24 protein-coding genes are annotated in these 24,065 nt (G+C 38.8%); 18 read left to right on the top strand and 6 right to left on the bottom strand.

Annotated features, from left to right (window positions below):
• Window positions 1-2: 2 nt before the first annotated feature.
• Window positions 3-833 (top strand): diaminopimelate epimerase, encoded by an 831-nt coding sequence (gene dapF, locus I588_RS04265; RefSeq protein ID WP_010757709.1) that lies wholly within the window; start codon window positions 3-5, stop codon window positions 831-833.
• Window positions 834-1,406: 573 nt separating this feature from the next.
• Here dapF and I588_RS26740 read toward each other — a convergent pair.
• Both I588_RS26740 and I588_RS04255 read right to left on the bottom strand, forming a co-directional pair.
• Window positions 1,407-2,114: a DUF2922 domain-containing protein gene (locus tag I588_RS26740; RefSeq protein WP_010757708.1), complete on the bottom strand. Its 708-nt coding sequence runs from the start codon at window positions 2,112-2,114 to the stop codon at window positions 1,407-1,409.
• Window positions 2,115-2,141: 27 nt separating this feature from the next.
• Window positions 2,142-2,525, bottom strand: a complete 384-nt coding sequence (locus I588_RS04255; protein WP_010757707.1) for a hypothetical protein — start codon at window positions 2,523-2,525, stop codon at window positions 2,142-2,144.
• Window positions 2,526-3,150: 625 nt separating this feature from the next.
• Here I588_RS04255 and I588_RS04250 point away from each other — a divergent pair.
• The 11 genes from I588_RS04250 (at window position 3,151) to I588_RS04200 (ending at window position 13,981) form a co-directional block, all read left to right on the top strand.
• Window positions 3,151-3,855 (top strand): DUF1003 domain-containing protein, encoded by a 705-nt coding sequence (locus I588_RS04250; RefSeq protein ID WP_010757706.1) that lies wholly within the window; start codon window positions 3,151-3,153, stop codon window positions 3,853-3,855.
• Between the two features lie 211 nt (window positions 3,856-4,066).
• A complete protein-coding gene (locus I588_RS04245; RefSeq protein ID WP_010757705.1) occupies window positions 4,067-5,470 on the top strand; it encodes an ATP-binding protein in 1,404 nt (467 codons plus the stop codon).
• A 412-nt stretch (window positions 5,471-5,882) separates the two neighbouring features.
• Window positions 5,883-6,305 (top strand): hypothetical protein, encoded by a 423-nt coding sequence (locus I588_RS04240; protein ID WP_010757704.1) that lies wholly within the window; start codon window positions 5,883-5,885, stop codon window positions 6,303-6,305.
• Between the two features lie 222 nt (window positions 6,306-6,527).
• On the top strand, window positions 6,528-6,779 hold the full coding sequence (locus I588_RS04235) for a PD-(D/E)XK nuclease family transposase (RefSeq protein ID WP_010757703.1): 252 nt from the start codon (window positions 6,528-6,530) through the stop codon (window positions 6,777-6,779).
• 132 nt (window positions 6,780-6,911) lie between these two features.
• Window positions 6,912-8,135, top strand: coding sequence for a tyrosine-type recombinase/integrase (locus I588_RS04230; RefSeq protein ID WP_010755493.1), 1,224 nt, complete (start codon window positions 6,912-6,914; stop codon window positions 8,133-8,135).
• The gene (locus tag I588_RS04225) at window positions 8,122-9,105 is read left to right on the top strand and encodes a tyrosine-type recombinase/integrase (RefSeq protein WP_010755494.1); all 984 of its coding nucleotides are present in this window, start codon (window positions 8,122-8,124) and stop codon (window positions 9,103-9,105) included. Before I588_RS04230 ends, I588_RS04225 begins: the two co-directional genes overlap by 14 nt.
• A gap of 25 nt (window positions 9,106-9,130) precedes the next feature.
• On the top strand, window positions 9,131-10,111 hold the full coding sequence (locus I588_RS04220) for a tyrosine-type recombinase/integrase (protein WP_211219390.1): 981 nt from the start codon (window positions 9,131-9,133) through the stop codon (window positions 10,109-10,111).
• Between the two features lie 111 nt (window positions 10,112-10,222).
• A complete protein-coding gene (locus I588_RS04215; RefSeq protein ID WP_010757702.1) occupies window positions 10,223-10,921 on the top strand; it encodes an Rpn family recombination-promoting nuclease/putative transposase in 699 nt (232 codons plus the stop codon).
• A 405-nt stretch (window positions 10,922-11,326) separates the two neighbouring features.
• Window positions 11,327-12,373 carry a YncE family protein gene (locus I588_RS04210; protein ID WP_010757701.1) on the top strand — a complete coding sequence of 349 codons (1,047 nt, stop codon included), beginning with the start codon at window positions 11,327-11,329 and terminating at the stop codon, window positions 12,371-12,373.
• 291 nt (window positions 12,374-12,664) lie between these two features.
• Window positions 12,665-13,393, top strand: coding sequence for a DNA alkylation repair protein (locus tag I588_RS04205; protein ID WP_010757700.1), 729 nt, complete (start codon window positions 12,665-12,667; stop codon window positions 13,391-13,393).
• A 9-nt stretch (window positions 13,394-13,402) separates the two neighbouring features.
• The gene (locus I588_RS04200; protein WP_010757699.1) at window positions 13,403-13,981 is read left to right on the top strand and encodes a TetR/AcrR family transcriptional regulator; all 579 of its coding nucleotides are present in this window, start codon (window positions 13,403-13,405) and stop codon (window positions 13,979-13,981) included.
• Between the two features lie 111 nt (window positions 13,982-14,092).
• Here I588_RS04200 and I588_RS04195 read toward each other — a convergent pair whose 3' ends face one another.
• The 3 genes from I588_RS04195 to I588_RS04185 form a co-directional block, all read right to left on the bottom strand.
• On the bottom strand, window positions 14,093-14,506 hold the full coding sequence (locus I588_RS04195; RefSeq protein WP_010757698.1) for a VOC family protein: 414 nt from the start codon (window positions 14,504-14,506) through the stop codon (window positions 14,093-14,095).
• Between the two features lie 49 nt (window positions 14,507-14,555).
• A complete protein-coding gene (locus I588_RS04190; protein ID WP_034693717.1) occupies window positions 14,556-15,353 on the bottom strand; it encodes a helix-turn-helix domain-containing protein in 798 nt (265 codons plus the stop codon).
• A gap of 138 nt (window positions 15,354-15,491) precedes the next feature.
• Window positions 15,492-16,283: a PrsW family glutamic-type intramembrane protease gene (locus tag I588_RS04185; RefSeq protein ID WP_010757696.1), complete on the bottom strand. Its 792-nt coding sequence runs from the start codon at window positions 16,281-16,283 to the stop codon at window positions 15,492-15,494.
• 350 nt (window positions 16,284-16,633) lie between these two features.
• Between I588_RS04185 and I588_RS04180 the strand changes: the two genes are divergently transcribed.
• Window positions 16,634-17,590, top strand: a complete 957-nt coding sequence (locus I588_RS04180; RefSeq protein WP_010757695.1) for an NAD-dependent epimerase/dehydratase family protein — start codon at window positions 16,634-16,636, stop codon at window positions 17,588-17,590.
• A 65-nt stretch (window positions 17,591-17,655) separates the two neighbouring features.
• Here I588_RS04180 and I588_RS04175 read toward each other — a convergent pair whose 3' ends face one another.
• Window positions 17,656-18,558, bottom strand: a complete 903-nt coding sequence (locus tag I588_RS04175) for a MurR/RpiR family transcriptional regulator (RefSeq protein ID WP_425387109.1) — start codon at window positions 18,556-18,558, stop codon at window positions 17,656-17,658.
• Window positions 18,559-18,750: 192 nt separating this feature from the next.
• Here I588_RS04175 and I588_RS04170 point away from each other — a divergent pair, with 192 nt between their 5' ends.
• The 5 genes from I588_RS04170 to I588_RS04150 all read left to right on the top strand — a co-directional run bounded on the left by I588_RS04170 (window position 18,751) and on the right by I588_RS04150 (window position 24,035).
• Window positions 18,751-19,158, top strand: a complete 408-nt coding sequence (locus I588_RS04170) for a PTS sugar transporter subunit IIA (protein WP_010757693.1) — start codon at window positions 18,751-18,753, stop codon at window positions 19,156-19,158.
• A gap of 12 nt (window positions 19,159-19,170) precedes the next feature.
• On the top strand, window positions 19,171-19,968 hold the full coding sequence (locus tag I588_RS04165) for a PTS mannose/fructose/sorbose/N-acetylgalactosamine transporter subunit IIC (protein WP_010757692.1): 798 nt from the start codon (window positions 19,171-19,173) through the stop codon (window positions 19,966-19,968).
• Entirely contained in the window at window positions 19,955-20,767 is an 813-nt protein-coding gene (locus tag I588_RS27675) for a PTS system mannose/fructose/sorbose family transporter subunit IID (RefSeq protein ID WP_010757691.1), read from the top strand. The genes I588_RS04165 and I588_RS27675 overlap by 14 nt, the downstream gene beginning before the upstream one ends.
• A gap of 12 nt (window positions 20,768-20,779) precedes the next feature.
• Window positions 20,780-21,259: a PTS sugar transporter subunit IIB gene (locus I588_RS27670; RefSeq protein WP_010757690.1), complete on the top strand. Its 480-nt coding sequence runs from the start codon at window positions 20,780-20,782 to the stop codon at window positions 21,257-21,259.
• A 223-nt stretch (window positions 21,260-21,482) separates the two neighbouring features.
• Window positions 21,483-24,035: a sigma 54-interacting transcriptional regulator gene (locus I588_RS04150; protein WP_010757689.1), complete on the top strand. Its 2,553-nt coding sequence runs from the start codon at window positions 21,483-21,485 to the stop codon at window positions 24,033-24,035.
• The last annotated feature ends 30 nt before the right edge of the window (window positions 24,036-24,065 follow it).

Here is a 24,065-nt window from a genome sequence, read left to right as displayed (position 1 = left end):
TAATGAAAATTCCTTTTAACAAAATGCAAGGGGCCGGCAATGATTTCATTGTGGTCAACAATCTTGAACTAGGTTTAACCGGTGAACAATTAAGCCAGCTGGCGAAACAAACCTGTGAACGACGGGTTTCGGTAGGCGCAGACACACTGATTGCCATTGAAGCAGCCAAAAACGGCGGCGATTTTTACGCCCGTTATTACAATTCTGACGGGTCAGAAGCTGAAATGTGCGGCAACGGTGCTCGCTGTGTAGCCCGCTTTGCCTACGAAATCGGCTTAGCATTAGAAGAAATGGTCATCGAATCAATTGCTGGCGATGTACCTGCGCAACGATTATCTGAACGGATTTATCGTGTTCAGTTGAATTCCCCAGCTGTCTTCAAACAAGACATCGTTTTGCAAGTCGAAGGCCGTGAGATTATCGTCGACTATGTGGAGCTGGGCAATCCCGGAATTCCTCACTTGGTTGTGCATTACCCAGACTTGGCGATGACACAATTAGAGACGATTCTTGATTTAGGACGCGAACTGCGGAATCATCCAGCCTTTGAAAAAGGTGCCAACGTCAATTTTTATGATCTATTGCGAGACGGGCATGTGGTTGAACGGACCTACGAACGCGGAGTAGAAGATTTCACCTTAGCTTGTGGGACAGGAACCGGCTCAACTGCGTACGTACTGAACAAAAAAGGCTTAACTCCAGACAATCCCGTCAAAGTAGAAGTCCTTGGTGGTCAGCTGCAAGTCAATGTCGAAGGCGAGAACCTTTTCTTAATCGGTGATACCAATCGGGTAATCGAAGGGACCATCATTGACGAAAATTTAAATCTATAATCAGTTGAACCTGTTGCGTCCATGAGGCGCGGCAGGTTCTTTTGCGAGTCGGAGCTTTCATAGTAAAAAAATCATCTAGTCAGTATTGGAAAAGTGATCGCACTGTTGCCGTTAAAAAAGTAAGAAATAGTTTCCGCTTTGAAATCCGATCGAGCATTAAAGAGTTAGGTAGATGTTTCTTTCGCGATAGATTTCCTTAGAAAAAATCAAATAGTTACTATTTTAGCAATATATTGAGCAATTTAAGGTATCTTAAAAAAAAAAGGACCCAAAACAGCGGTAAAATAAATTAAAATATAAGTGTAGATAAATGATAGGTGACAAGAAGCAAAGCAAATGCTCCCTCTGACGGTTGCTTCTCAATCATCTGCCAATCATTGCTTATAAATTACTAGACCTGCCCTTTTTCTTTCCTTTTTATATATTCTCTCAGAAAAGTACCTCTCGTTTGCCCAAACTAGAGGTATTTTTCATGTTTCATTTAGTTATGGCGGAAGCTCTTACCCTTCTAAATACTCCAGCCTCCGCCATAAAAACTTGCTAATTCAGCTATCCTAATTAGTCAGGAAAAACTCAGCGCTTTTTCTTCTTGCTTCTTTTCTTCTTCTTGTTCGCTTCATGATAGGCTCGCAGCCGATCTACCTGTGCCTTTCGTGGATTAATCGGTTTTTCTGGAGCTGGCGTAGCAGGTTCTGATGAGTCAGCTTCCCTTTTTATAGTCTCTAACTGCTGAACGCATCTGCCAGGCATAACAGAAGTCATGGGTTTGGTTGCTTTCTCAATCATAGCGGTTAGTTCAGTCGGAGTTATAACCGGAGCAGTTGGTGAAAGAACGGTTTCTTTCTTCTCAAGGGGTTGAACGGCTGCTTTTACAGCTTTAGTTGCAACAACTCCTTTATTTCCAGAAGTCAGCGCTTTTTCTACAGTAGCTTCTACTGCAACTTTTTCTGGCTTTCCTTCTTCGACAACAGACATTTCTAAAACTTGGTTCACTCCTTCAGGAACAATGTGTGTCGTAAAAACATTCGTTGGATCAGCGACATAAGCCTCTGGCGTTGGTTTCGATAAATCAAAAAGCGGTGTTTCGATAGTTTCAACGAATTTCGCTGAAACAACTTTACAAAATTGACGGATACCGTCCTTTTCAAATAGATGTAAGGTGGTCATGGCTTCTAATATTGAGCGGATTTCCTCTGGACTTTTATTTGGATCGGGCTCATTGAAGCTCCAGCTGTGGTTTTTTCCTGCGGCATTTTCAAATACGGCGGCTAGTTTTAACATAAGTTTTTCTCTCCTTTAAATATTCTCTCAAGAACTTTCTAATGTAGTAATTTCAGGTGCAACAATGGTTGACGGGGTGACTGTCAATAATTCAGTAGTAACATGTTCAGGTGGAAAACATCGAGCGAACAAAAGCTTCCACTCTTTTTCGTCAAAGTATTCTTTGAAAAAGTAAAAGTAACGACGCAGTGGGCGAGTAATTTTGGTATTGGCAAATAAATGCTTTACCAAATCCTGCAGGAACAATTCAAAATCGGATTCGCCCAACATATGGCGGATTTTCATAGCTAGTAACAGCTGGATAGTCACTGAACTATCACGAGTTTTTTGGTAATAATGAATAATTTGCTCTTCAAGTGTTTTTCTTTTTAAGTGAAACAGCTGGTAGTGTGTGAAAGGCTGTTCAGTCATCGGTAGCTTCCTCCTTAATCCTTTTTGTATAGGATGTTTCTAATTGTGAGATTATGGATCATTCTCCTATGAAATTATTTGTTGATCCGGCCGGTGACTAAACAATAAACGAAAAGAATAAAAAAACAAAATGAGACTTTTGCAAAACACCCTAGACTTTTGCAGTTTTTTTTGAAGAAGGTTGATTTAATCGTAGAGTAAAATTTACTGAATGCAAAAGTCTAGGGTGCTAGACAAAATGCTTGTGAAAATTACGAAAACGCTTCCAGGACTGTTATAACAGGGTTTTAAAGGCGAAAAAAATTTTGATTGAACAAACAAAATGAGTATAAAATAACTAAAAAATGTGAGTCTTATGCTCTAAATTGAATGTTAGTGAAGCTGGTATCTCAGTTGGTTATCGATCGGATACAGAGACTGTGCTAGAAGAAATATAGTTATTACAGCACTTTAATGGCTCGCAATCTCGGAGAATTGCCAATGAAGTTAACGAACCGTTCTGCCGCCAAAGTTGTGGAAGGCCTATGAACATTAAGAAAGTAGCATTCTAACAAAACCAGCAGGGCATATTTAGCAGGAACTAAGAAGAAACGTGCTATCATAAAACTAAAAGCAGGTGATATTGATGGCAGATCAATCAGAAAGAAGCGTTCAATTCAAGGAATTGGAAACCGATCTTCAGGCATTCATCCTGAAGCAAGCACCTAAGATGACGCAAGACTCAATTCTTTCTTATCAAACAGTGCTAAATTATCGGTTTCAATTCATTAATCAATTGCTGACTCAAGAAATCCATACGACGAAACAATTTGACAATGAATTAAAGCATAAAATTCGTAATGAGCAAGTGCACATTCAAAATGTCAATGATGCCTTGAAGACCAAAGAAACGACAGGGCAAAAAATTGCCGATGGTATCGCTAAGTTTGGCGGGAGCTGGCCATTTATTATTCTATTTTTACTTATTTTAGCTATGTGGATTATTCTAAATACGTTACCCTTGTTTTTTCAGCCTTTTGATAAATTTCCTTTCATTCTGCTGAACTTAGCTCTTTCTTGTTTAGCAGCGATTCAGGCGCCGATTATTTTAATGAGTCAAAATCGCCAAGCAGATCGTGATCGGGTAGAGGCTGACAATGACTATCAAGTCAATGTCAAAGCAGAGGTAGAAATTCATTTGCTTCATGAGAAAATTGATTATTTAATGTCCACCAAATGGCAGCACATTCTGGATCTGCAAAAGCTGCAGGTGGAAATTTTACAAGAGCTATTGGCTCAAAATCCCCCTACTGATCCTAATCAAGATCAAAGCCAAACACCACACCAGTGAAACTGCGGCTTTAGAAATTATCTCGATACAGACAAAAAATGATCCCAGAGAGCAAATCTCTGGGATCATTTTTTAGGGCTGGAAGCTAGTTACTGCTTTTTGTAGTTCAATTCGTGTGCGGACGTTTACTTTGGAGTAGTTTTCTTAAGTAGATCGTAATTTAGTAGTTTATGATATACTGAATATAAATCTTATCAAATGAGGTGAAGTGATGTTTGTTGGAAGAAAGCAAGAGCTTGCGGAGCTGGAGGAAATAGTGGCCAGTAAACAATTTGAACTAATGGTACTTTATGGGCGGCGCCGAATCGGAAAGACTCAATTGCTAACGGAATTTGTCAAAGACAAGCAGACAATTTTATTTACGGCTGATCAGTTTGGCCCAGGCATCAATCTGGCTAATTTAAGTCAGGCTGTTAAAGACTTAACCGAGCCAGCCGATTCAATTAAGCCATTCGCAGATTTTCAGACAGCATTTGAAGCCGTAGCAGAGCTTGCCCAAGCATCAGATGAACCAATTGTTTTTATCATTGACGATTATCCGCATTTAGCGAAATCAAGTGATGAAATTGTCACAAGTTTGCTGCAGGTGATAGAAAACTCTTATCAAGGATTGGATAATCTGCTATTGATTTTAGCAGGCTCACAGGTGGCGTTTATGGAAGCACAAGTTTTAGACAGCAAGAGTCCTTTCCATGACAAAGTTACCCGGCAAATCCATTTGTCATCATTGACCTTTAGCGAGGCTCATTCACTACTGCCGCGAATCCCGAAGGAAGTTTTCATGACTATTTACGGATTGACTGGTGGTGTTCCGTTTTATTTAAAATGCTTTGATGACAATCTGTCTCTAAAGGAAAATATCTTAAACTATGTGTTGTGCAAAAATACATTTCTCTATGAAGAGCCAAATAATCTGCTGATGCAAGAGCTGCGGACGCCTAACCGATACAATGACATTATCGCTGCTATTGCTGCAGGGGCAACTGAGGTCAGAGAAATCGTCAGTCGAACCGGTATCGAATCGGGACCATTGACCAAGTACTTGGAAACCTTAATGGATCTGGAAATAGTTGAAAAGAGAAGCGCTCTAACTGAGATCGGCAAGAACAAACCGATCTACGGCATCGCTGATGGTCTGTTTCGATTCTGGTATCGTTATGTTCCAAAATACAAGCAGTTCATTGAAACAAACCGGACGGAGTTGATCTGGAAACAGATTGCTGAAGATCTGCTGCAATTTACAGCAATTACCTTTGAACAGTACTGTCGCGATTGGCTGCTGGAGAAAAACGGAAGCGAACGACTGCCCTTCCAGCTTGCTGTTGCCGGTTCCTGGTGGGGCAATCCTTCCTCCAGCAAAAAGAAAACAGCTCAGCCAGAAAAGGTGGCGATCATTGGACTAGGTGTAGAGGACGAAGATTTGCTAATAGGTGATTGCTTCTGGTGCAATGAAAAAATGGATACGCCGACAGCTGAGCAGCTGCTGCAGCACAGCAAATATTTTCCTTATACCAATAAGGCATTGTTTTTGTTTTCCAAAAGAGGCTTCACTAAGCAGGTGAAGGAGTTGGCAGAGGAGAAGAAAATCCGTTTGATTTCATTGGCGGAGATGTAAGTTGAATAAGCTAGGGAGAATTTATTTTATAGTTTTTTCTGGCTTTTTATTGTACATCGATTCTTTTTAAGAACGTATAAATAATTATAAAGTTGGTATATTATGATCTACTAACTTATGAGTATAAAAAATCCTCGGTCGAGGAATTATTTAGTCACTTTGAGTGATGAGATTCTAAAAAAGAGCAATAGAAATTATCACCACAGAATCCTTGGATGAAATGGTGAGATCACTACATATTATACAGTAAGGTCACAAACGATATACTGAATAATGTAACGGACTAATAGGATAGATGAAGTGATTGCCATCTACACAATTAGTTTTGATTAAGATCAATCGGTTCAATACCCCTTTCCCAAATCCTTCAACTGATGGTATACTGAAAAAAAACGAAAAAGAAGGTCTTACTATGGCATTTTTCAAAGAGATTGGTGAAGCAGTCGGGGCAGTGCGCGGTGGAATTATCAGCGGCGTGACGAATATTGCAGCGGAACTAACCGACAGCGATGATTTAAGAGACATCAGCAAGGATGTGTTTGAGCGGAACAAGGCTGTAGGCAAAGTGATTGGTCAGACCTTGGATGGTGTTGCCAACACAACGGTGGGAACTATTGGCAAACAGCGAATTCGCCGCGATGATGGTTTAGAGGATTTAACAGAAGCAATGGAACAAACCAAAGACGGAGTCGTTAAGGCAATCGATTTTACTACGCAGCAGGTTGGGCAAGTGTTGGATGGTGTCAAAATCAATGACAGCAAAAAAATTGTTGCCAGTGCCAAAAAGCTGGCGAAGGAATCTGTTGTAGGATTTCTAACCTTTAAAAACTTTTAGAAGAGGCCGAAACGGGTCTCTTTTTTTGTTTCTTGGTAAATCAACTAGCCTCGCACCACCTGTTCTACAATTGAAACCCACCTTTTAAAAAAAGTTTTTCCAATAAAAAAAGAATGGTCATCCTTTTGCGTATCTATAGATATAGAAGATTTTGATAGTGAAAGCTGACCCGTGGTATACTAAAGGTGAAAATTTCTCTATCAACGAAAGGATAGGGAAATAATGATAGCATACAAAGCAACCAACGATCTGTTGTTCAAAAAGTTGTTCACCAGCAAAGATTCCGCGCATATTTTGAAGGCTTTTGTTCGAGACATTTTAGGCAAAGAATTCAAGACACTCACACCTAGAGAAACGTATCACATTGACAGTTATAAAAAAGCTTTTCAAGAAGATCCTGAATTGTTGCATACAGAAGTAGATATTTTGGCCGTGACGGAAGACAATCGACAGGTGACGATCGAGATGTTATGAAAAGTAAATAGTTATGTAAAGTTGAGTGAACAGACGTTGATTTGTCAATGTCTATTCACTTTTTTTCTTCACATAATGAAAGATGGTGGTACAGTTGATTTGTATCCAAATAAAAGAAAAGGAGGTTTTTACATGGATACCGATCAGATTGTTCCTACTATGAATCAACTTATCAAAAAAATGAAAGGCGATGGATATTCCGACAATACACTGGATCATTTTTTATGGATTGGTCATACTTTTGAAACTTTCTGTGTTAAGAGAAATATTCAGAAGGTGAACTCTAATGAAGCTCGAAATTTTTTTAAAGAATCCTTCGACTTTGATTTAGATGCCCCTAACTGCCAATTACAATTTACTCTTCGCCGCCCCGTACTTTTACTGTTTGAATTTTATCACACTGGAAATTACTTATTAAGACATCACAACACGGCTTATACAAATATCCCTACTGCATTTTTAGATTTTTATTTAGAATACAAAGATTTCGTAGATAATTTAATCACTTGTCAGAAGCAAGCAAAAAAAAATAAGTTATGGACAATGGGAAAATTCCTTCTTTTTTTAGATAAAAACCGGGTCTATTCATTTAGAGAACTATCTACTACACTTGTCCATCAATTCATCAATAGTTTAGAAAGCTCTCCAAATACTAAGGATTTACATCGTGGAAATCTTAGACAAGCAATTGATTGGATGTTTGATAAACAAATTTGCCCGTTTTCTGGGTATTCTATCTTTCCAGTTATCCATTCTAGTCAGAGATTATCTATATTATCTTATTATAGTAAAGAAGATATGAGAAAAGCATTTGATGTTATCGATATAAACTCTGTTCAAGGTAAACTTGAAATGGCAGTTATTACAACTCTTTATTATACTGGAATACGTGCATCTGATTTATTAGAGATGACGTTTGCGCAACTTGATTGGGAAAACGATGTTTTCTTTATCAGGCAAAAGAAAAGCGGCGAACCTCTGACACTTCCATTATTGCCCGAAATGAAATTTGCCTTGTTAGATTACATTAAGAACAGCAGAAAAGCGGTCAATGAGGACTTGGATCATATTTTTTTAATTAGCTGTGCTCCCTATCACAAATTTTCTATTGGTGGAATTTCTTCTATCGTTAAACGAGTCTTTCTAAGAGCAGAAATTGATATTACTGGTAAGCATGCGGGGGCCCATGCCATGAGACATTCACTTGCGACAAATTTGATGCAGGAGTCAGTTCCAATTAGCGCAATTTCTAATGTTCTAGGACACAAGCAAATAAGATCGACAGAGAAATATCTGACCATTGACGAAACCAAATTAAGAGAATTTTCTTTGGAGGTGCCTTATGTCTTTTTATAATTATAAGTTCGCCGAACCTTACAACGAACCATTTGAGCGTGTTATTCAATACAAACGAGGAATAGGTTATGATTATGGCGACTGCTATGTTGGTTTTTATAGACGAATTGCAAAATTTCTCAGTCAGTTTAAACCAACGAAACCAATTATTACACAGGAAATGTATGAGAAATGGTGCGAACAAACTGACAATGAAGGAAAAGTCTACCATAACATGCGAATCAAAGTACTCTGTGATATTTGTCATATATTAACTGACATGGGTTATCCAAATATTTATATTGATCCATTTGAACCGAGATACCTGAAAAGCTCTTTTGTCCCTTACATTTTTACTCACGAGGAGATTATCCGTCTATTTGATAATCTAAAAAAGATCGTCAATCAAAAGGATTATTCAAATGATGCGTTTACCTTATTATTCATTTTGTACTACTCTTGTGGTCTGCGTCGCTCCGAAGGACTGCATTTACGGAAAAAACATTGTAAAGTGGATCAAGGGATTATTGAAATCATTGATTCTAAAAATCATATAAGTCGAATCATTCCATTATCTGATAGTGTGCATGCACAATTACAAAGCTATATGACCTCTTACAGTTCCCACTTAGAACCTAACCAATTCATTTTTCATCACCCGAATTCTTATGACGAACATTATTCTATAGGGTCTCTATATCGTAGATATAGGAAACTACTAGTAGACTCTTACATTCCATATCGACAGGGCGGTAATTTACCTCGAATTCATGACTTACGTCATACGTTTGCCATTCATGCGCTTGAAAAGGCAGAAAAAGAAGGAATTGATCTTTATGCCGCACTTCCTTTATTGTCTGTTTATTTAGGACATGAACACCTGACTCAAACTGAAAACTATTTACGACTAACCGTTCAGCAACATAAAAATGTGAGCACAAAAGTGAAAAAGTATATCGGTAACTTGTTCTATCAAGGAGAGGAAGATTGACATGCATGGCTTTTCATTTTATGTGATGAATTATTTTTCAAGTTATTTAACTAAATTCTTAGGTTGCTCAAAAAAGACTATTGAATCTTATCGAGACACTTTCGTGCTCTTTTTTGACTATTTAGCAACGCACGAAAGAATTACTTCTGACAACATAAAGCTAGAAGATTTTAATGAAGCAATCGTTGAAAGGTTCCTCAACTATTTAGAAGAAAATCGTGGAAATAGTATCAATACAAGAAATCAACGCTTAGGTTGCTTAAAAAGTTTTGCGAATTATTTAAAACGAAAAGAGTTTGCCTTTTTGAGTCAATGGGAAAGAATAACAGACATTCCTAGCAAAAAAAAGATCACTCAACAAATAGCATATTTAACAATAAAAGAGTTAAAAATACTTTTATCTATGCCTGATAATACTACTAAAAAGGGGCGCAGAGAAAAGGCGTTATTATCCTTTATGTATGATACAGGCTGTCGCGTTCAAGAGATAATTGAGACCCAAATATGTAATATTCGCTTTTCTTCGCCACCTTCAGTGGAGGTTCTTGGAAAAGGCGCTAAATATCGTCAAATACCTTTTTCATTAGAAGTCCGTGACTTACTGAGGGAATACCTTAAAGATCAAAATCTGAATATTTCTTCAGAACAATACGTCTTTCGAAATAATGTAAATAAGAAATTGACCCGAGCAGGCGTCCAGTATATATTGGATAAAAATATCCAAAAAGCTCGACAGGAGAATCCACACTTATTTCTCAAAAAAATTTCCAACCATAGTTTGAGGCATAGTAAAGCCATGCATTTGTTGGAAGCTGGGGTTAATTTGATTTATATCCGAGATTTATTAGGACATGCCTCAGTGAATACGACAGAAATTTATGCAAGGGTAAACCCAGAAATAAAGCGAAGGATATTGGAAAAAAACTATTCAGAAGTTCATTCTGATACAAAGTATACGGACGAAAAAAAATCAGAATTGGTTGAATGGTTGAAAACTTCACTTTAGTTATGTAAAGTAAAGAGCATCACGATAGTTGATCTACGGGCACTATTTTGATGTTCTTTACATAACTATTTACTTTTCATAACATCTCTTATGCAAAGCTTTACATAAGAGATGCAGCTTCAGCCCCACGATTTTTTCACCGAGCGATCTTTCTTATATTTAGTAGAGGCCTACCGCGATCCATTAGGTGATCAGAAGGTCAAAGACTTCATTAAGAAAAACAACTATTCTGCACTGCGTCCGGCTTACGGGATTAATGTAGTTGATTTTCATTTGTTCGACAAGACTCAGCCTGCCATCCGCAGGTTCGCACTAAAAGACATGGATACCGCTGAGCCTCTGCTGGCGGCTCACAAGGACGAGCTGATAATTCTGTGCTTTTTTAATCTAAAAAATCCCAATATTGATTGCACTAGTGCAGCCTATCATTGGCAGCAATTTTTCAAAACCGGTGAAGCCAGTGAAGCGGCACCTGAGTACATTAAGGAAGCCAAAGCAAAAATCGACTACTATTCATTGAACAAGGAGGAATTAGCCATGATTATGGAAATAAACAAAGCAAGAATGATACAAGATGCTGTAATCGCAACAGCTGAACGAGTGGCGAAAGAAAAGGGGGTTGAGCAAGGAAGAGAACAAGGAATAGAACTAGGAAGAGAGCAAGGCCAAAAAATAGGGGAACATAAAAAAGCGAAAGAGATTGCGCAAAGTTTACTAATAGAAGGAATGCCAATCGATAGTGTAGCAAAAACGACGAATTTAACAATTGAAGAAGTAAAAGAATTAACGCTAGATACGAAAGATTCTTAATTTACGAGGGGACAATTGTTATGGAAATAAACAAAGCAAGAATGATACAAGATGCTGTAATCGCAACGGCTGAGCGAGTGGCGAAAGAAAAAGGAAGAGAGCAAGGCCAAAAATAGGTGAGCACAAAAAAGCGAAAGAAATTGCGCAAAATTTATTAACAGAGAACATGTCTCCCGATTTTGTAGCTAAAGTTACGAAACTGTCTCTTGACCAGGTGAAGCGTTTAGAAAATGACTAATCAAAAATCCTTCTGTTGTTACATATTATCGAGTTACAAAGTGCTGCTATTAATATAGTCGGCACTTTTTTGTTGAATTCTCAATAATCCGAATGCTCAAGCATATCAGTTAAAGCCTAACCAGAAATCATGCTACCATAAAGAAAACAGAAATTAGAGGAGAGAACATGAAAAAAAGTTGGGCACTACTGACATTAAGCTTTTTGCTGGTAATTTTAGGTAGCTGCAGCAATCCAGACGATGTACAGTTAAAAGACGGTACCAGCATTTCGCCGGCTGTCTATACTGATTCGCAGCAAGAACAACAATTAAAAAAATATCCCAAGCTTTATCAGGCTGTTTATGAGAGTGAAAACCTCGATCAGCCTCGCAGCTATATTATTCCTGGATTAAACCAAACCAAAACCTTGGATAGCAAATCGCAGGTTTCAACTAGTACAGATATGGATCCACAAGGTGTGGCGGTGGCAGATAGGTACGTTTTTATTAGCGCGTATAGCCACGACCATCAGCACTTTTCAGTAATTTATGTGTTGGATCGGCAAACTGGCGGTTACATTAAGACCTTGGTTTTGCCGGGGATGCCTCATGCGGGGGGAATTGCATACGATCCAAAGGGTGAAAATTTGTGGGTCGCTTCGCAGGTGGAGCTGGATAAGTCGCAGATTTCTGCCATTTCTCTCAAGCAAATTGAAGCCTACAATTTTGATGAGAGTCATCGGCCAGTTAAATACGACCAAAATATTCAATTTGAGGATTTTTCTGTCACTTCTTATATCACTTACTTTGATCAGAAGCTGTATGTAGGTACCTTCAAGCTGGATCGTGAAGGAGAGGTCTCGATTTATCCACTCGATGATCAAGGAAAGCTGAAGAAGCATCGTACAGTGATGGACGATAACCGGGATTATTACACAATGCCTAGTGAAACTCAAGGTATTACTTTTTACCAGAATAATTTCCTGATTTCGACTTCTTTTGGCTCCAGTGATTCGGCGATTTTATTGTATCGCAATTCAAAGCACCTGACTCAGGATTTGGACAATGATGAGTACAAAGGAAAAATTAAAATGCCGCCGTACCTAGAGCAAATTACTGCAAACGATGGTCAGCTGTACATTCTTTTTGAATCGGCCTCAAGCTATTATGATTACACCTCAGCGCCTCGCGTTGATCGGGTGCTGGTGGCGGATATAAAAACATTGCTAAGTTAGCTCTGCCACGTGCAGAGTTTTTTGCATGTAATGGAGAGTCAGTTTAGCTGCAGTGACTAGAATGCTGCTTGCGATAACAGGTGGCACTTAAGTTTTCAGCAATCAAACGTAAATGCGAGCCGTGGAAATCCTTTGACTGAGTACTAAGGCTCATCAATAGGAGATCCATTGTATTTTTTATTGACGCTTTTCAAAAACGAATGCTCCTGCTACGTAAGGATAGCTTTTGGATTCAATTTGACATACAAACTGTATGTATGCTAATTTTAAAGAAAAAATGGAGTGAGCAGTATGAAGCATAAGGATCACTATAATGATGCCTACATTGGTGAATTGGCAGAGAAAATCGCAGCGGTTTCTTCGAATTTTGATGCCTTGGGTCTTACTGAGTCTGTGCAAGGACAGCTGGAGGACAAGGAACTTTTTGCTCGTTTTGATTTTATTGTAGATGCGATGGAAAAATACATGAGTCCAGACTATGCCGAAAATATCCAAGTGTTTTATCAGCTATTGGGACCAGAACTGGAGAAAGCAGAGGGCATGTTCAGCTTTGGCTGGTGGCTGTGGCCGATTGGTCGCTATGTGGAACGTCACGGGAATGAAGACTGGCAGGTTTCGTTGGCTTTTCTAAAAGAATTAACCAAACGCTTTACTGGAGAATATGCGATTCGGCCGTTGCTAAAGGAACATCCGCAAGAAGTAATGGACGAGTTGATTCAGTGGACTTTAGATGAGAACGTACATGTTCGACGCTTGGCCTGTGAAGGGGTTCGTCTCCGCCTGCCTTGGTCAGAAAAATTATTCGTAGCATTGGATGAACCCGAGCGTTATTGTGAAATTTTGACCAACCTAAAGGATGACCCAGCAAAATTTGTACAAAAAAGTGTCGGCAACAATCTCAACGACCTTTATAAGGATGCGCCTGACAAGGCTGAAGCCCTAATTGCTCAATGGCGCCAAACACCCAGTACCAAAGCTCAGGAATGGATCATTAAGCACGGGACTAGGAACCAAAAATAGGAGGAAACTATGAAAAAAGAAGAAGCGGCTCGTAAAACAATCGCCTCACTGATCCAAATCGCCCGCAAGCATTTTACTCAATACGGCTATCATCAGGTATCGCTGGAGAAAATTGCTGAGGAGGGACAGGTAACCCGTGGAGCGGTCTATCACCATTTTAAAAATAAACAGGGCCTTTTTTTAGCCGTGCTGAATCAGGTGCAGCAGGATGTTGCGGTACAGATCGAACAGGAAGCGCTGACTAGTGAGGATCCTTGGCAGCAGCTGATTTTAGGCTGCGTTGGGTTCATTAAAGGAGCCAATTCCCCCGAATGTCGGCGGATCTTATTGGTGGATGCTCCAGCTGTAGTGGGCTGGGAGGCCTGGCGTAAAGCTGATCAGGAAAACTCGATGGATGCTTTGCAAAGGCATTTGCTTGAACTAAAAGAACAGAACTATTTAGCGGAGGAGGTCAATCCAACATGGATGACCTTTGCGTTATCAGGAGCGTTGAATGAACTAGCGTTAAATTATTCAGCAACCGCTGATGCAGAACTCATTATTTACGACACAATTGCTCGTATGGTTGCAGGATTTAAGCAAGAATGAGGGTGGACAAATAAGGGTTTGAGCCTATTTTCCATCCATCCATTGAATGTCAGAAGAAAAAGCTTTCAGCCTGCTGGTCATGTTCACCAAGCAGGCTTTTGTTCACTTCTACTATTGTGATAATTGACTGTTAAACTCCCAAAAAACACCAAAAGGATCCTGAACTTTACAGTAAACAGAGTTCCAAAAAGTCAGCTCAGGCTTTGTGATGAGTTGACTATCGGCTTTTTCAAAGCGATTGAAAGCTTGACGCAGATTTTCTTCGGTATCGATTTCCAACCAAATGGATGTGTGGTTACCAATAACAGGTTTTGATTCTAACAAATCACTGGCACAAACTTTTAGGTTTCCAAGCTGCATGGTTGCATTCATGATCAAGTGATCGGAGTCGGTACCTCCACTCATCTCAGCTTCAAGATACGTTGTTTTCTCCAATACTTGAGCCTGAAGTACCTCACTGTAAAAGGCCAACGCCTGATCACATTGTCCACTAAAATACAGAAAAAGCATCCCTTCTTTAATCATCGTTTTCGCATCCTTTCTTTTCAACCTCAGTCTATCATCAGCAGCCGTTCTATTTTTCTTGTAAATTGCGGTTTTTGATAGAATCAGCCAATAGCTGCGGTAGATTAACTAGGATAGGCGGATCTTGATCAATAGGCGGTCGCAAGGAAAGAGAGAAAATCTTCCGGTGATGAGTGGGGAAACGGACACCTTCTTGTATTCGACCGCGCAAACAATTTTTTAAAACAAAATATTCTTTAAGGGCACTGTTTTTTTCAACGGAACAAGCAAGTAGATAGTACTCTCCAGGTGGTATCTTATCTAAAATACAAACAGAGTCACCGACCATCGCTTTTCCAACAATTGGTTTATGATTAGGAATCGGAGAACGAAACAAACCTACAAAAGTAATCCCTGGTTTCCCATGGGGAGGATACTCTAAATTGACACAGCAGCTGTAAAATTGTTCCTCGTTTCCTGTAGGTTCATAATGACTGGTTACTCGGCTTTCTAGACAGTTTTCATAATCTAGTAGGACTTTATGCAGTGAGTGAAGCTTTTTTTGATACTGCTTGGGTGTTATTCCCGTCTGTTTTTCGAAGCTGGCAGAAAATGTTCCTGAGCTTAAAAAGCCCGCGTGAAGCTGGGAGCCCAATACCGAACGATTTTCTTTCACCAGTTGCTCAATGCTTATTTCCATTTTCAAAGAAGCCATGAATTGTGCAATTGTAAATCCGGTTAGTCGTTTGAATTCTCGGCTAAAGTGATAAGGGCTGTAACCCCAATAAGCTGCGAGTTCCTGGACACTTTGAATTGAATGGAGGTTTTCACGAATATAGGCAGTAATTTCATCAATGATGGTTTTCAACGACATTCCTCCCCCTCCAATAAACTAGTCTTCCTCTAACTATAGCATAATAGACAGGACGACTTTTCCTGTTATCAATTATTGCAAAAAAAAGATAACTCTTCTGATCACTATAAAGCCTCAGAAGAGTCGTCTTTTTTAAAGCTTGTTCACATCTAACTGTTTATCCAGTCTTAAAAGCAGATAAATCAACAATAAAATCGTCAAAGCATTCAATACAGGCCCCAACCAAAAACTATCATTCCAAGGCGAATTCCAAAGAAAATGCAAGAGAACCGGGGTCAAGATCCAAAGAAAGGCCTTTTGTCCCTTGATGTGCCGGAGCAAATAGAATAGACCTAAAGTAAAAATACCCGTATACACCCAATGAGAACTCACCGATCCGGAAATACGATTTAAGACTTCAGGAATCACTCCTCGCAACGATTTATCAGCAGCCTCAGCAATATAGGCAATATCTTCAATCACTTGGAAGCCCAAACCTACCTCCATTCCGGTGAGCAAAGCAGCTTGCGGCTTTTGGATTTTTAGCAAATAAATGAAGCACAAGGCAAAGAGTCCTTTAGAAAATTCTTCGACTAAAGGCGCTGATAGGGCATCAGACCACTGTTTTAACAATGCCGAATGACCAAATAATGCCGTCAATCCTGAACTAACTCCCTCATTGCCAAAGGAAGCAATCCAGCCGCTGGCAAACCCGCCCAAGAAAACAATGAAAGGAAACAGTCCCATCGATACTTTCCAGCGCTTGGCGATCCTATGAAAAAAATACAATAGCGGGACCACATAAAGCAGCAACAAAAATATAGCCAAAAATACTTGCTGGTAGCCTTGAGTGGTCAAACCCAAATCTGCCATATTGCCAAACTCATAATCCAGACCAAAAAAAGCAATCACCAGCAGAAAAAATAAAATCAACGCATTCTTCATCAAAACATCACCTTCGTCCTTCATCAAAATTGTAGCATGATTCAGCTCAAATACTGTATTGAGAAGGCTCAAAGCACGGCTGGACAGTCAGCTTCCTTGTATCAAATAGTCTGTTCAATTCAAAATTTTAGGAACGGTAATCTCTGTTGACCTGGAGGAACCATAGTTGTTTTCTTCTATATTAAATTAGTAGACCCCCATTGTTTCATTAGTAAAAAATAGAATGGTTTTTACAAAAATCAGTAGAGAAACAAAGTATTTTTGAAACGATGTTCTAAGATGGACCCAACAACGTTTTTTGATACGAAGATAATGATACTATTTAAACAAAGTTAGGAGGAATTTAACAGATGAAAATTGTTGTTATAGGTGGAGCTGGACATATCGGTACGTACCTCACACCCAGATTAGCCAAAGCAGGACATGAAGTTATATCTATCAGTCGTGGTATCAATAAGCCATATATTGAAGACCCCGCATGGGAGAAAGTGAAGCAAATGAAATTAGATCGAAGTAAGACTGAGGATTTCTCTCAAAAAATTGCAGATTTGAATGCTGATGTGGTTGTTGATTTAATCAACTTTACGCTGAAAGATGTAAAAAGCATGGTAGAAGCATTAAGAGAAACGAACCTTTCCCACTACTTATATTGTTCGTCTATTTGGGCACATGGTAGAGCTGAGCTTGTTCCAGCGGATCCCAACGGCGTGAAACATCCATTAGATGAATATGGTTGTCAGAAATACCAAAGCGAACAATATTTGAAAAAGGAGTTTCGCACCACAGGATTCCCTGCCACTGTAATTATGCCAGGACAAATTTCAGGACCCGGCTGGACTTTTATCAATCCGCTAGGAAATGAAGATAGTAAGGTATTTCAAACAATTGCTGAAGGTGGGAAAATCTATCTTCCAAATTTCGGAATGGAAACATTGCATCATGTACATGCATCAGACGTGGCACAGATGTTTGTAGATGCAGTCAATCATAGGAACCAAGCAGTGGGTGAGAGTTTTCACGCCGTAGCAGAAGAATCACTGACTTTATACGGATATGCAACCTTGATGTACCAGTTCTTCAATCGTGATCCCAAAATCGAATTTTTGTCCTGGGAAAAATGGTGTGAGTATATCGATGATGAGTATCATATTGATAAAACATATTACCATATTGCACGCAGCGGTTACTATAGCATTGAGAATGCTAAGAACCTGATTGGCTATTCGCCAAAATATAAAACAAGTGATGTGGTGGAGGACAGTTTAAAGAGTTATATTGAAAGAGGGATCATTTCAGTTCCCCAATAAAGTATTGGAAGAAATGATTTAAGACGTAATGGCAACCAATCATTACGTCTTTTTGAGGTAAACTTTTAATCAAAACTAAACTCAGCCTGATCATCTATTATTTGATTTTGAATTTGTCTATGTTCTGTTCTTCGGGCTAAGCCAATTTTATAATCATAGTTTTCTTGGTAATGAATTGCAAAAAAGCTTGAATAGAGAATATCCAAAATTAAAGAAATCGATTCTAGTGAAGAAAAACCACCAATTTTTGAGTAGGAAGCTTCCCGAGTAGAGACCCGGAGAGTTACGTCAGCCAATCTTGATAGGCTATTTTCTCCAATGCTTGTAATAGCAATAATAGGTACTTTGTTCTCACGTAATATTTTGCATGTATCTAAAAGTTCTCCAGTTTCGCCAGAATAGGATAGGCAAACTGCACATTCATCAGAAGTCATCATTGTCGCTTCTTGGTACAAGGCGTTGGGGACCATTACTATTTCTGACCGTTTATTTATATGTTTCAGTTTATGAACAAACTCTTCTCCAAGAAATAAGGTATTGTATAGTCCGAAAACTTTGACATTATTCGCATCCTCGAGAATTCTTACTGCTTTTCGTAAGGTGTCATGCTTTAAAAGTGAAAGGGTATCGTTAGCGCTTTCAATTTTTAATTGCGTTATTTTCGCAGCAATCGCCATAGGTGAATCCTTTGAACTGAAGGGCTTGTTTGCATCAAGGTTGCTAAAACTGGATTGTAAATAATGAACCTCTTCTAGAAAGGCTTGTTTGAAATCATTCCACCCATTGAAATTCAATTTCTTTGCTATTCGAATTAAAACAGAAGGAGAGGTATAAGTTTCCCCGGCGATTGATTTAGTAGAATAGGGTTCTATTTGTTCTTGTTTATCTAAAATAAAATCAACGACAATTCGTTCATTTGGGGAAAATCGTCTCTGCTTCATTTTTTCTTGTAAAAGCAATACTAACACCTCCTATTATCTATTTTAGTAAGAGAAACCTTAGAGTGCAAGAACCAATTCAGCAGTGTCCCAAAAGATTAGGTAGTGTCGACAGCCTCGGGGACACTATTTTAACGCTTAACCATTGCTATTAAAGGAAATATGATTGGTTTAATGTTGGCACGCTACTTGCTTAATAGTAAAGTGAAGAGAGGTGAAGAAATGTATCATATAGTGATCTCATCCCATGGAAGTTTATCAGATGGCTTTCTTGACACATTAAGCTACTTTACAAAGGATCTTGAGCAGGTTCATTCCATAGCGCTTAGAGATAAAAGTGTCTATGACTATCAGCAAGAAGTGCACGAGCTGATAGAAAAGCTGGAAGGCGATGTTCTGGTAATGGTAGACTTATTTCAAGGAACACCATTCAAAACATTCTATCTGGAGCTTCAAAAAAAAGAGGAAGCAATCATCTTGTCAAATGTCGGCTTTCCACAAGTACTAAATGCCGTACTTATGCAACAGTCGAAATTGAGTGAGATATTACCGATGATTGAAGAATGTGGGGAATTAACTGTTACTAAGTGCGGGGAAATTGTAAATGTTGCCACAGAAGAGGATGAATAGGGGAGGAAAAAAATGGAACCGAATGTATTACAAATAGCATTTGTTATCTTTTTTGGGTTTTTTATTAATTTGGATCGTTATGGGCTGCACTTTAATTTATGGCAGCCAGTAGTTGGTGGAACGATTGTTGGGTTGATTTTAGGGGACATGCAAACAGGGATGTACATTGGTGCAAGTCTGCAGCTGATGACTTTGGGTGTGAGTCAATTTGGCGGAGCCTCCGTACCGGATTATGCAACGGCTGCAGTAGTAGGAACATTTATTGCTATTACGACGGGGCAAAGTCGTGAATTGGGTGTTACTTTGGGGATTCCTGTTGCGTTATTAATGGTTCAATTAGATGTTTTAAAAATGACCATCAATATCTTCTTTCAACATGAAGCTGAAAAAGCAGTGCAAAATGGCGATTACAAAAAAATCGGTATTAGTCATTGGATTGCCACAGTCTTGACTATGTGTTCTACCGGTGTACCAATTTTACTATGTGTATTGATGGGACCTACACTCGTTGATTTTATTGTAAATCGGACGCCTGAATGGCTAATTGGGGGATTAACTGTTGCAGGAGGACTACTGCCAGTAATGGGTTTAGGGATCTTACTGCGCTATTTGCCAACCAGAGACTACCTTACCCCTTTGATTGTTGGTTTTGTACTAGTTGCTTACTTTGAAATACCTATTATGGGGGTAGCTTTATTAGGTGGAGCTTGGGCGCTCCATGTATTGAAGACATATAATAAAAACAATGGAGAAACTGTTGGTGCAACCACCACAACGTCATACGAAGGAGTGTTCGATGAAGATGAGTAATACGGAAAATAAAACATTTACCAAAGCTAGAACCAAATCTTTAGTTCGCTGGATGTTTACCAGCTGTAATTCATTAAATTATGAAAAGCAATTATCTCTTGCCTATGCCTACTCAATGCTGCCGGTTCTGCAAGAAGTATACAAAGACAAGCCCGAAGATTTGAAAAAATCAATGACGGCACACTTGCAGTTCTTCAACTGCACCCCTTGGGTATGTCCGTATATTCTGGGCTTGAATGTTGGAATTGAAGAAAATGAAGGAGCCAAATCATTAGAAACAGTGACTTCCCTAAAAACAGCGTTAATGGGACCCCTATCAGCACTGGGAGACACGGTGATGATTACAATTCCTTGGACAATTTTTGGAGCGATTGCTTCATACATGGCCTTAGAGGGCAATGTTTTTGGAATTATTTTATGGCTGATCGTCAGCTTAGTTTTGTTAGGCTTGAGCTTTCCCTTTTTCAAAGCTGGATTAATTTCAGGGATGTCCTTGATTGATTCACTCAATGAAAAAATGGCCAGCATTACAGCTGCTGTTTCTACGATTGGGTTGATGGTTGTAGGAGCATTAATCCCGTCAGTCGTTAAAGCAAATGTTGCTTTTCAATATAAAATGGGCGATGTTACGCTGAAAATCCAGGATCTTTTGGATCAGATTATGCCGAATTTGGTTCCTGCTTTGTTGGCTGTTTTTGTCTACTATTTATTAGGAAAAAATAAAATGACTCCAGTCAAGGTAATTGGAATTCTATTAGTGTTTTCTATCCTTTGTTATGTATTAGGCATTTTAAAATAGGAGGGTAAAGGAATGGAAGGGATTAAACATATTCGCATTGATGATCGATTGATCCATGGACAGGTCGCGGGACTGTGGACAAATAATTTGAAAGCAAATCGAATCATGGTCATTAACGATCCGATTGCAGCCGACGAGGTTCAGAAGAACTTATTGAGAATGGTTGCACCGCCAACGGTAAGAACCTCAATCATTGCTAGAGATACTGCAGTAGCAAATATTTCAAATGGAAAATACCACGGACAAAATGTTTTCATAGTGGTAAAGTCGCCAGAGGATGTTCTCTATTTGTTAAACAACGGATTAGACATTAAAGAAGTAAATTTGGGCAATATCTCTTCAAGAGAAAATACGGAAAAGATTAAAGCAGGAATTAATGTCACTGCCTCGGAACGCGCAGCACTTAAAGAGCTTTTAGCAAAAGGAGTCAGAATCACCACTATTCGTACACCTTCTGACCCAGTAGTAGAATTGACCGTCAGCGAATTATAGGAAGAGAGGAGATGGAAGGTTGTTTCTCATTGATCAACTCGATCAATAGAAAATCGTTCGTCTCCTTTTGATTTTTTCTAGACTGACTGGAAAAACTTTCAAAACTGGAATAAAGCAGAGTAAAAAGATTTTTAATAGCAAACACCGAGACAACTAAAAAACTATTTAACTATAGTATGAAAGCCTTTATGATAGAAATAACTATCCTTATTGGAGGTCAGTTATGGATACAAAACAAAATAAGATTATCAGGTATATCAGAGACACCCAGGAAAAGACGGAATTTTACACAGCATCAAGCATTTCCACAGCACTGAATATCAGCCGCAACAATGCCAGTCATCATTTGAATCGGTTGGTTGAAGAAGGGGTCTTAACGAAAATAAATACTCGTCCGACCAAATTTGTTTATAAAGAAAATCAAGAAAGTAGTCAAGCCTTTGAGGGATTTATTGGTTATGATTCCTCTTTAAAAAGCAGCATTCAAAAGTGTAAAGCGGCGGTTAATTACCCAAAGGGACTGCCATTGATGCTGCGAGGAGAAAGTGGGACAGGAAAAAGTTATTTAGCCAGCTTGATCTTTCAGTATGCGAAAGACAATGGTGTGATTCCTCCTCAAGCACCGTTTGTAGTTTTAAATTGTGCTGACTATGCCAATAATCCCGAATTGCTGTCATCAGTTTTATTCGGACATATTAAAGGAGCCTTCACTGGTGCAGAAACCGATAAAAAAGGATTAATCGATGAGGCGCAAGGCGGCTTTCTCTTTTTGGATGAGGTTCACAATTTAAGTGCTGAAAATCAGGAAAAGCTCTTTCTTTTAATAGATTCACAAAAGTTTAGGCGTTTAGGAGATAACGACAATTGGCAGTCGTCAGATGTACGACTAATTATGGCTACTACAGAAGAAATAACTTCTAGTTTATTGACCACCTTTAGACGAAGAATTCCTCTGACTATCACACTGCCAAAGTTTACCGATCGACCATTGATAGAACGCCACGAACTAGTTTTAGCCTTATTTCAATCAGAAGTCAAAAAAGTAAAGAAAACCATCAAAGTTTCCTATGAAATAATCGAAGAGCTTGAAAAAAGCCAGTATGAAGGCAACGTTGGAGAATTAAAAAATGAAATCAAAGTAATGGTAGCCAAGCATTACTCCCAAACGACCATCGTTATTAATAAAAAAGGTTCTTCTGATCAAAGGTATCAATTATTTTCAACCGAAACAGCAAGCGATGGACAAGCAAAGAAAAGCAGCAGCTTGTTAGAATTGGCAGACACCTCAGCGATAAAAAACTTTCAGGGGTTGCTGAATTCAATCGAAAATTTAGTTTTTAATATTCACTATTGTATTAAACAGGAATACGGCAGCTATCAAATTTTCATTGAGAATGAATTTGAAGGAAGCCAGGTTGAGTATGATAGAGATTTGGTGAAAAAACTATTTAACCAACGAGGGATACCATTAGAACAAGTGGAGCTCGACAAATTGATAGAGCTGCTGCATTTTTTCCAACGTTTTGATTACGTTTATCCACTTTCAATTGCGCTTAATACCAAAGAACGAATGCAGCTGCACAAATACCTTCGATTAGCAGAAACGGTGGTTTCGGAATTATTGGTTTATACCGAAAAGGCTGATCAATTGGTTTTATTTTTCGCGGCCTTCTTTTACAAGAAAAAAATCATCACATCGATAATACCAGCCGTAATTGCAATGCACGGATTCAACAATGCAACGAGCATGGCAGCAATGGCCAATCAATTGGTGAATGATTATGTTTACGATGGCTTCGATTTGCCGCTAGAATTATCAAGCACTCAGCTGATTGAAGAAATTGTTCAGTATATCAAGCAAATCGATACGACAAATGGCTTGGTTGTATTTGTAGACATGGGATCCTTAGAAGAAATGTATGTAAAAATCACCCCTTTTGTCGAAGGAGATTTACTTGTGTTAAACAATGTTTCATCGGCAGCCGCGCTAGATATTGCCCTTCAACTGAAGGCTAAGGTTCCCATGAATGAGATTGTGAAGGTAGATACGACGAAATACACCGTTGAAAAACGATACTTTGAGGGGCTGTCTCAAAAAAATAATATTTTAGTGACCTGCTTATCTGGAGAAGGAATTGCGATCAAGGTGAAAGAAATTCTTAGCCATTATTTTGATCATGAAAAAATTGAGATTTTGACTATGGATTACAAAAACGTTCAGCAGCAATTCAAGCGAGAGGATTTAACCATTTTCAAAAATACAATCGCTATTTTTACAACTCCTAGTATAAATGAGCAGCGAGTTCCCATTGTCAATATTGAAGAAATTGTAAATGGACAAGAAACGTTGGAACGATTTGCTTCAGTTATTGCTGAAGAAAAACGGAAAGACTGCATTAATGAAATTGTTAAATTATTTACGATCGAAGGTGCAACGGCTAGATTAACCTTTTTAAATCCCGAAATGGTCGTTAACGAAATCGAGGAAGTCATTATTGCTTACGAAGAATTTTACGATATTGAGATTCAAAGCTTTATAAGAATCAACCTATTCCTGCATCTGTCATCTATGATTGAGCGGATTTTACGGCACGATGAGATCGATGAGGAGCTATCCCCAGATGTGCTTGCGCAAAAAGAGAAATTTGACGATTTCCTAGGTTTTTCAAAGCTTGTATTCTCAAAAATCCGTCAAAAGTACAACATCCAAATTCCCAAGAGTGAATTTGGAATGGTTTTTCAATTGATCAATGAGTTAATTTCTAAAAAGGAATAAAGGTGGTCACTAGTCACTAAGTAGAAAGGA

Source organism: Enterococcus pallens ATCC BAA-351 (assembly GCF_000407485.1).
In the GTDB taxonomy this organism is placed as follows: Bacteria; Bacillota; Bacilli; order Lactobacillales; family Enterococcaceae; genus Enterococcus_A; species Enterococcus_A pallens.
Note: the sequence above shows the minus strand (reverse complement) of the source record. Positions and strands in the feature narration are given on the sequence as shown.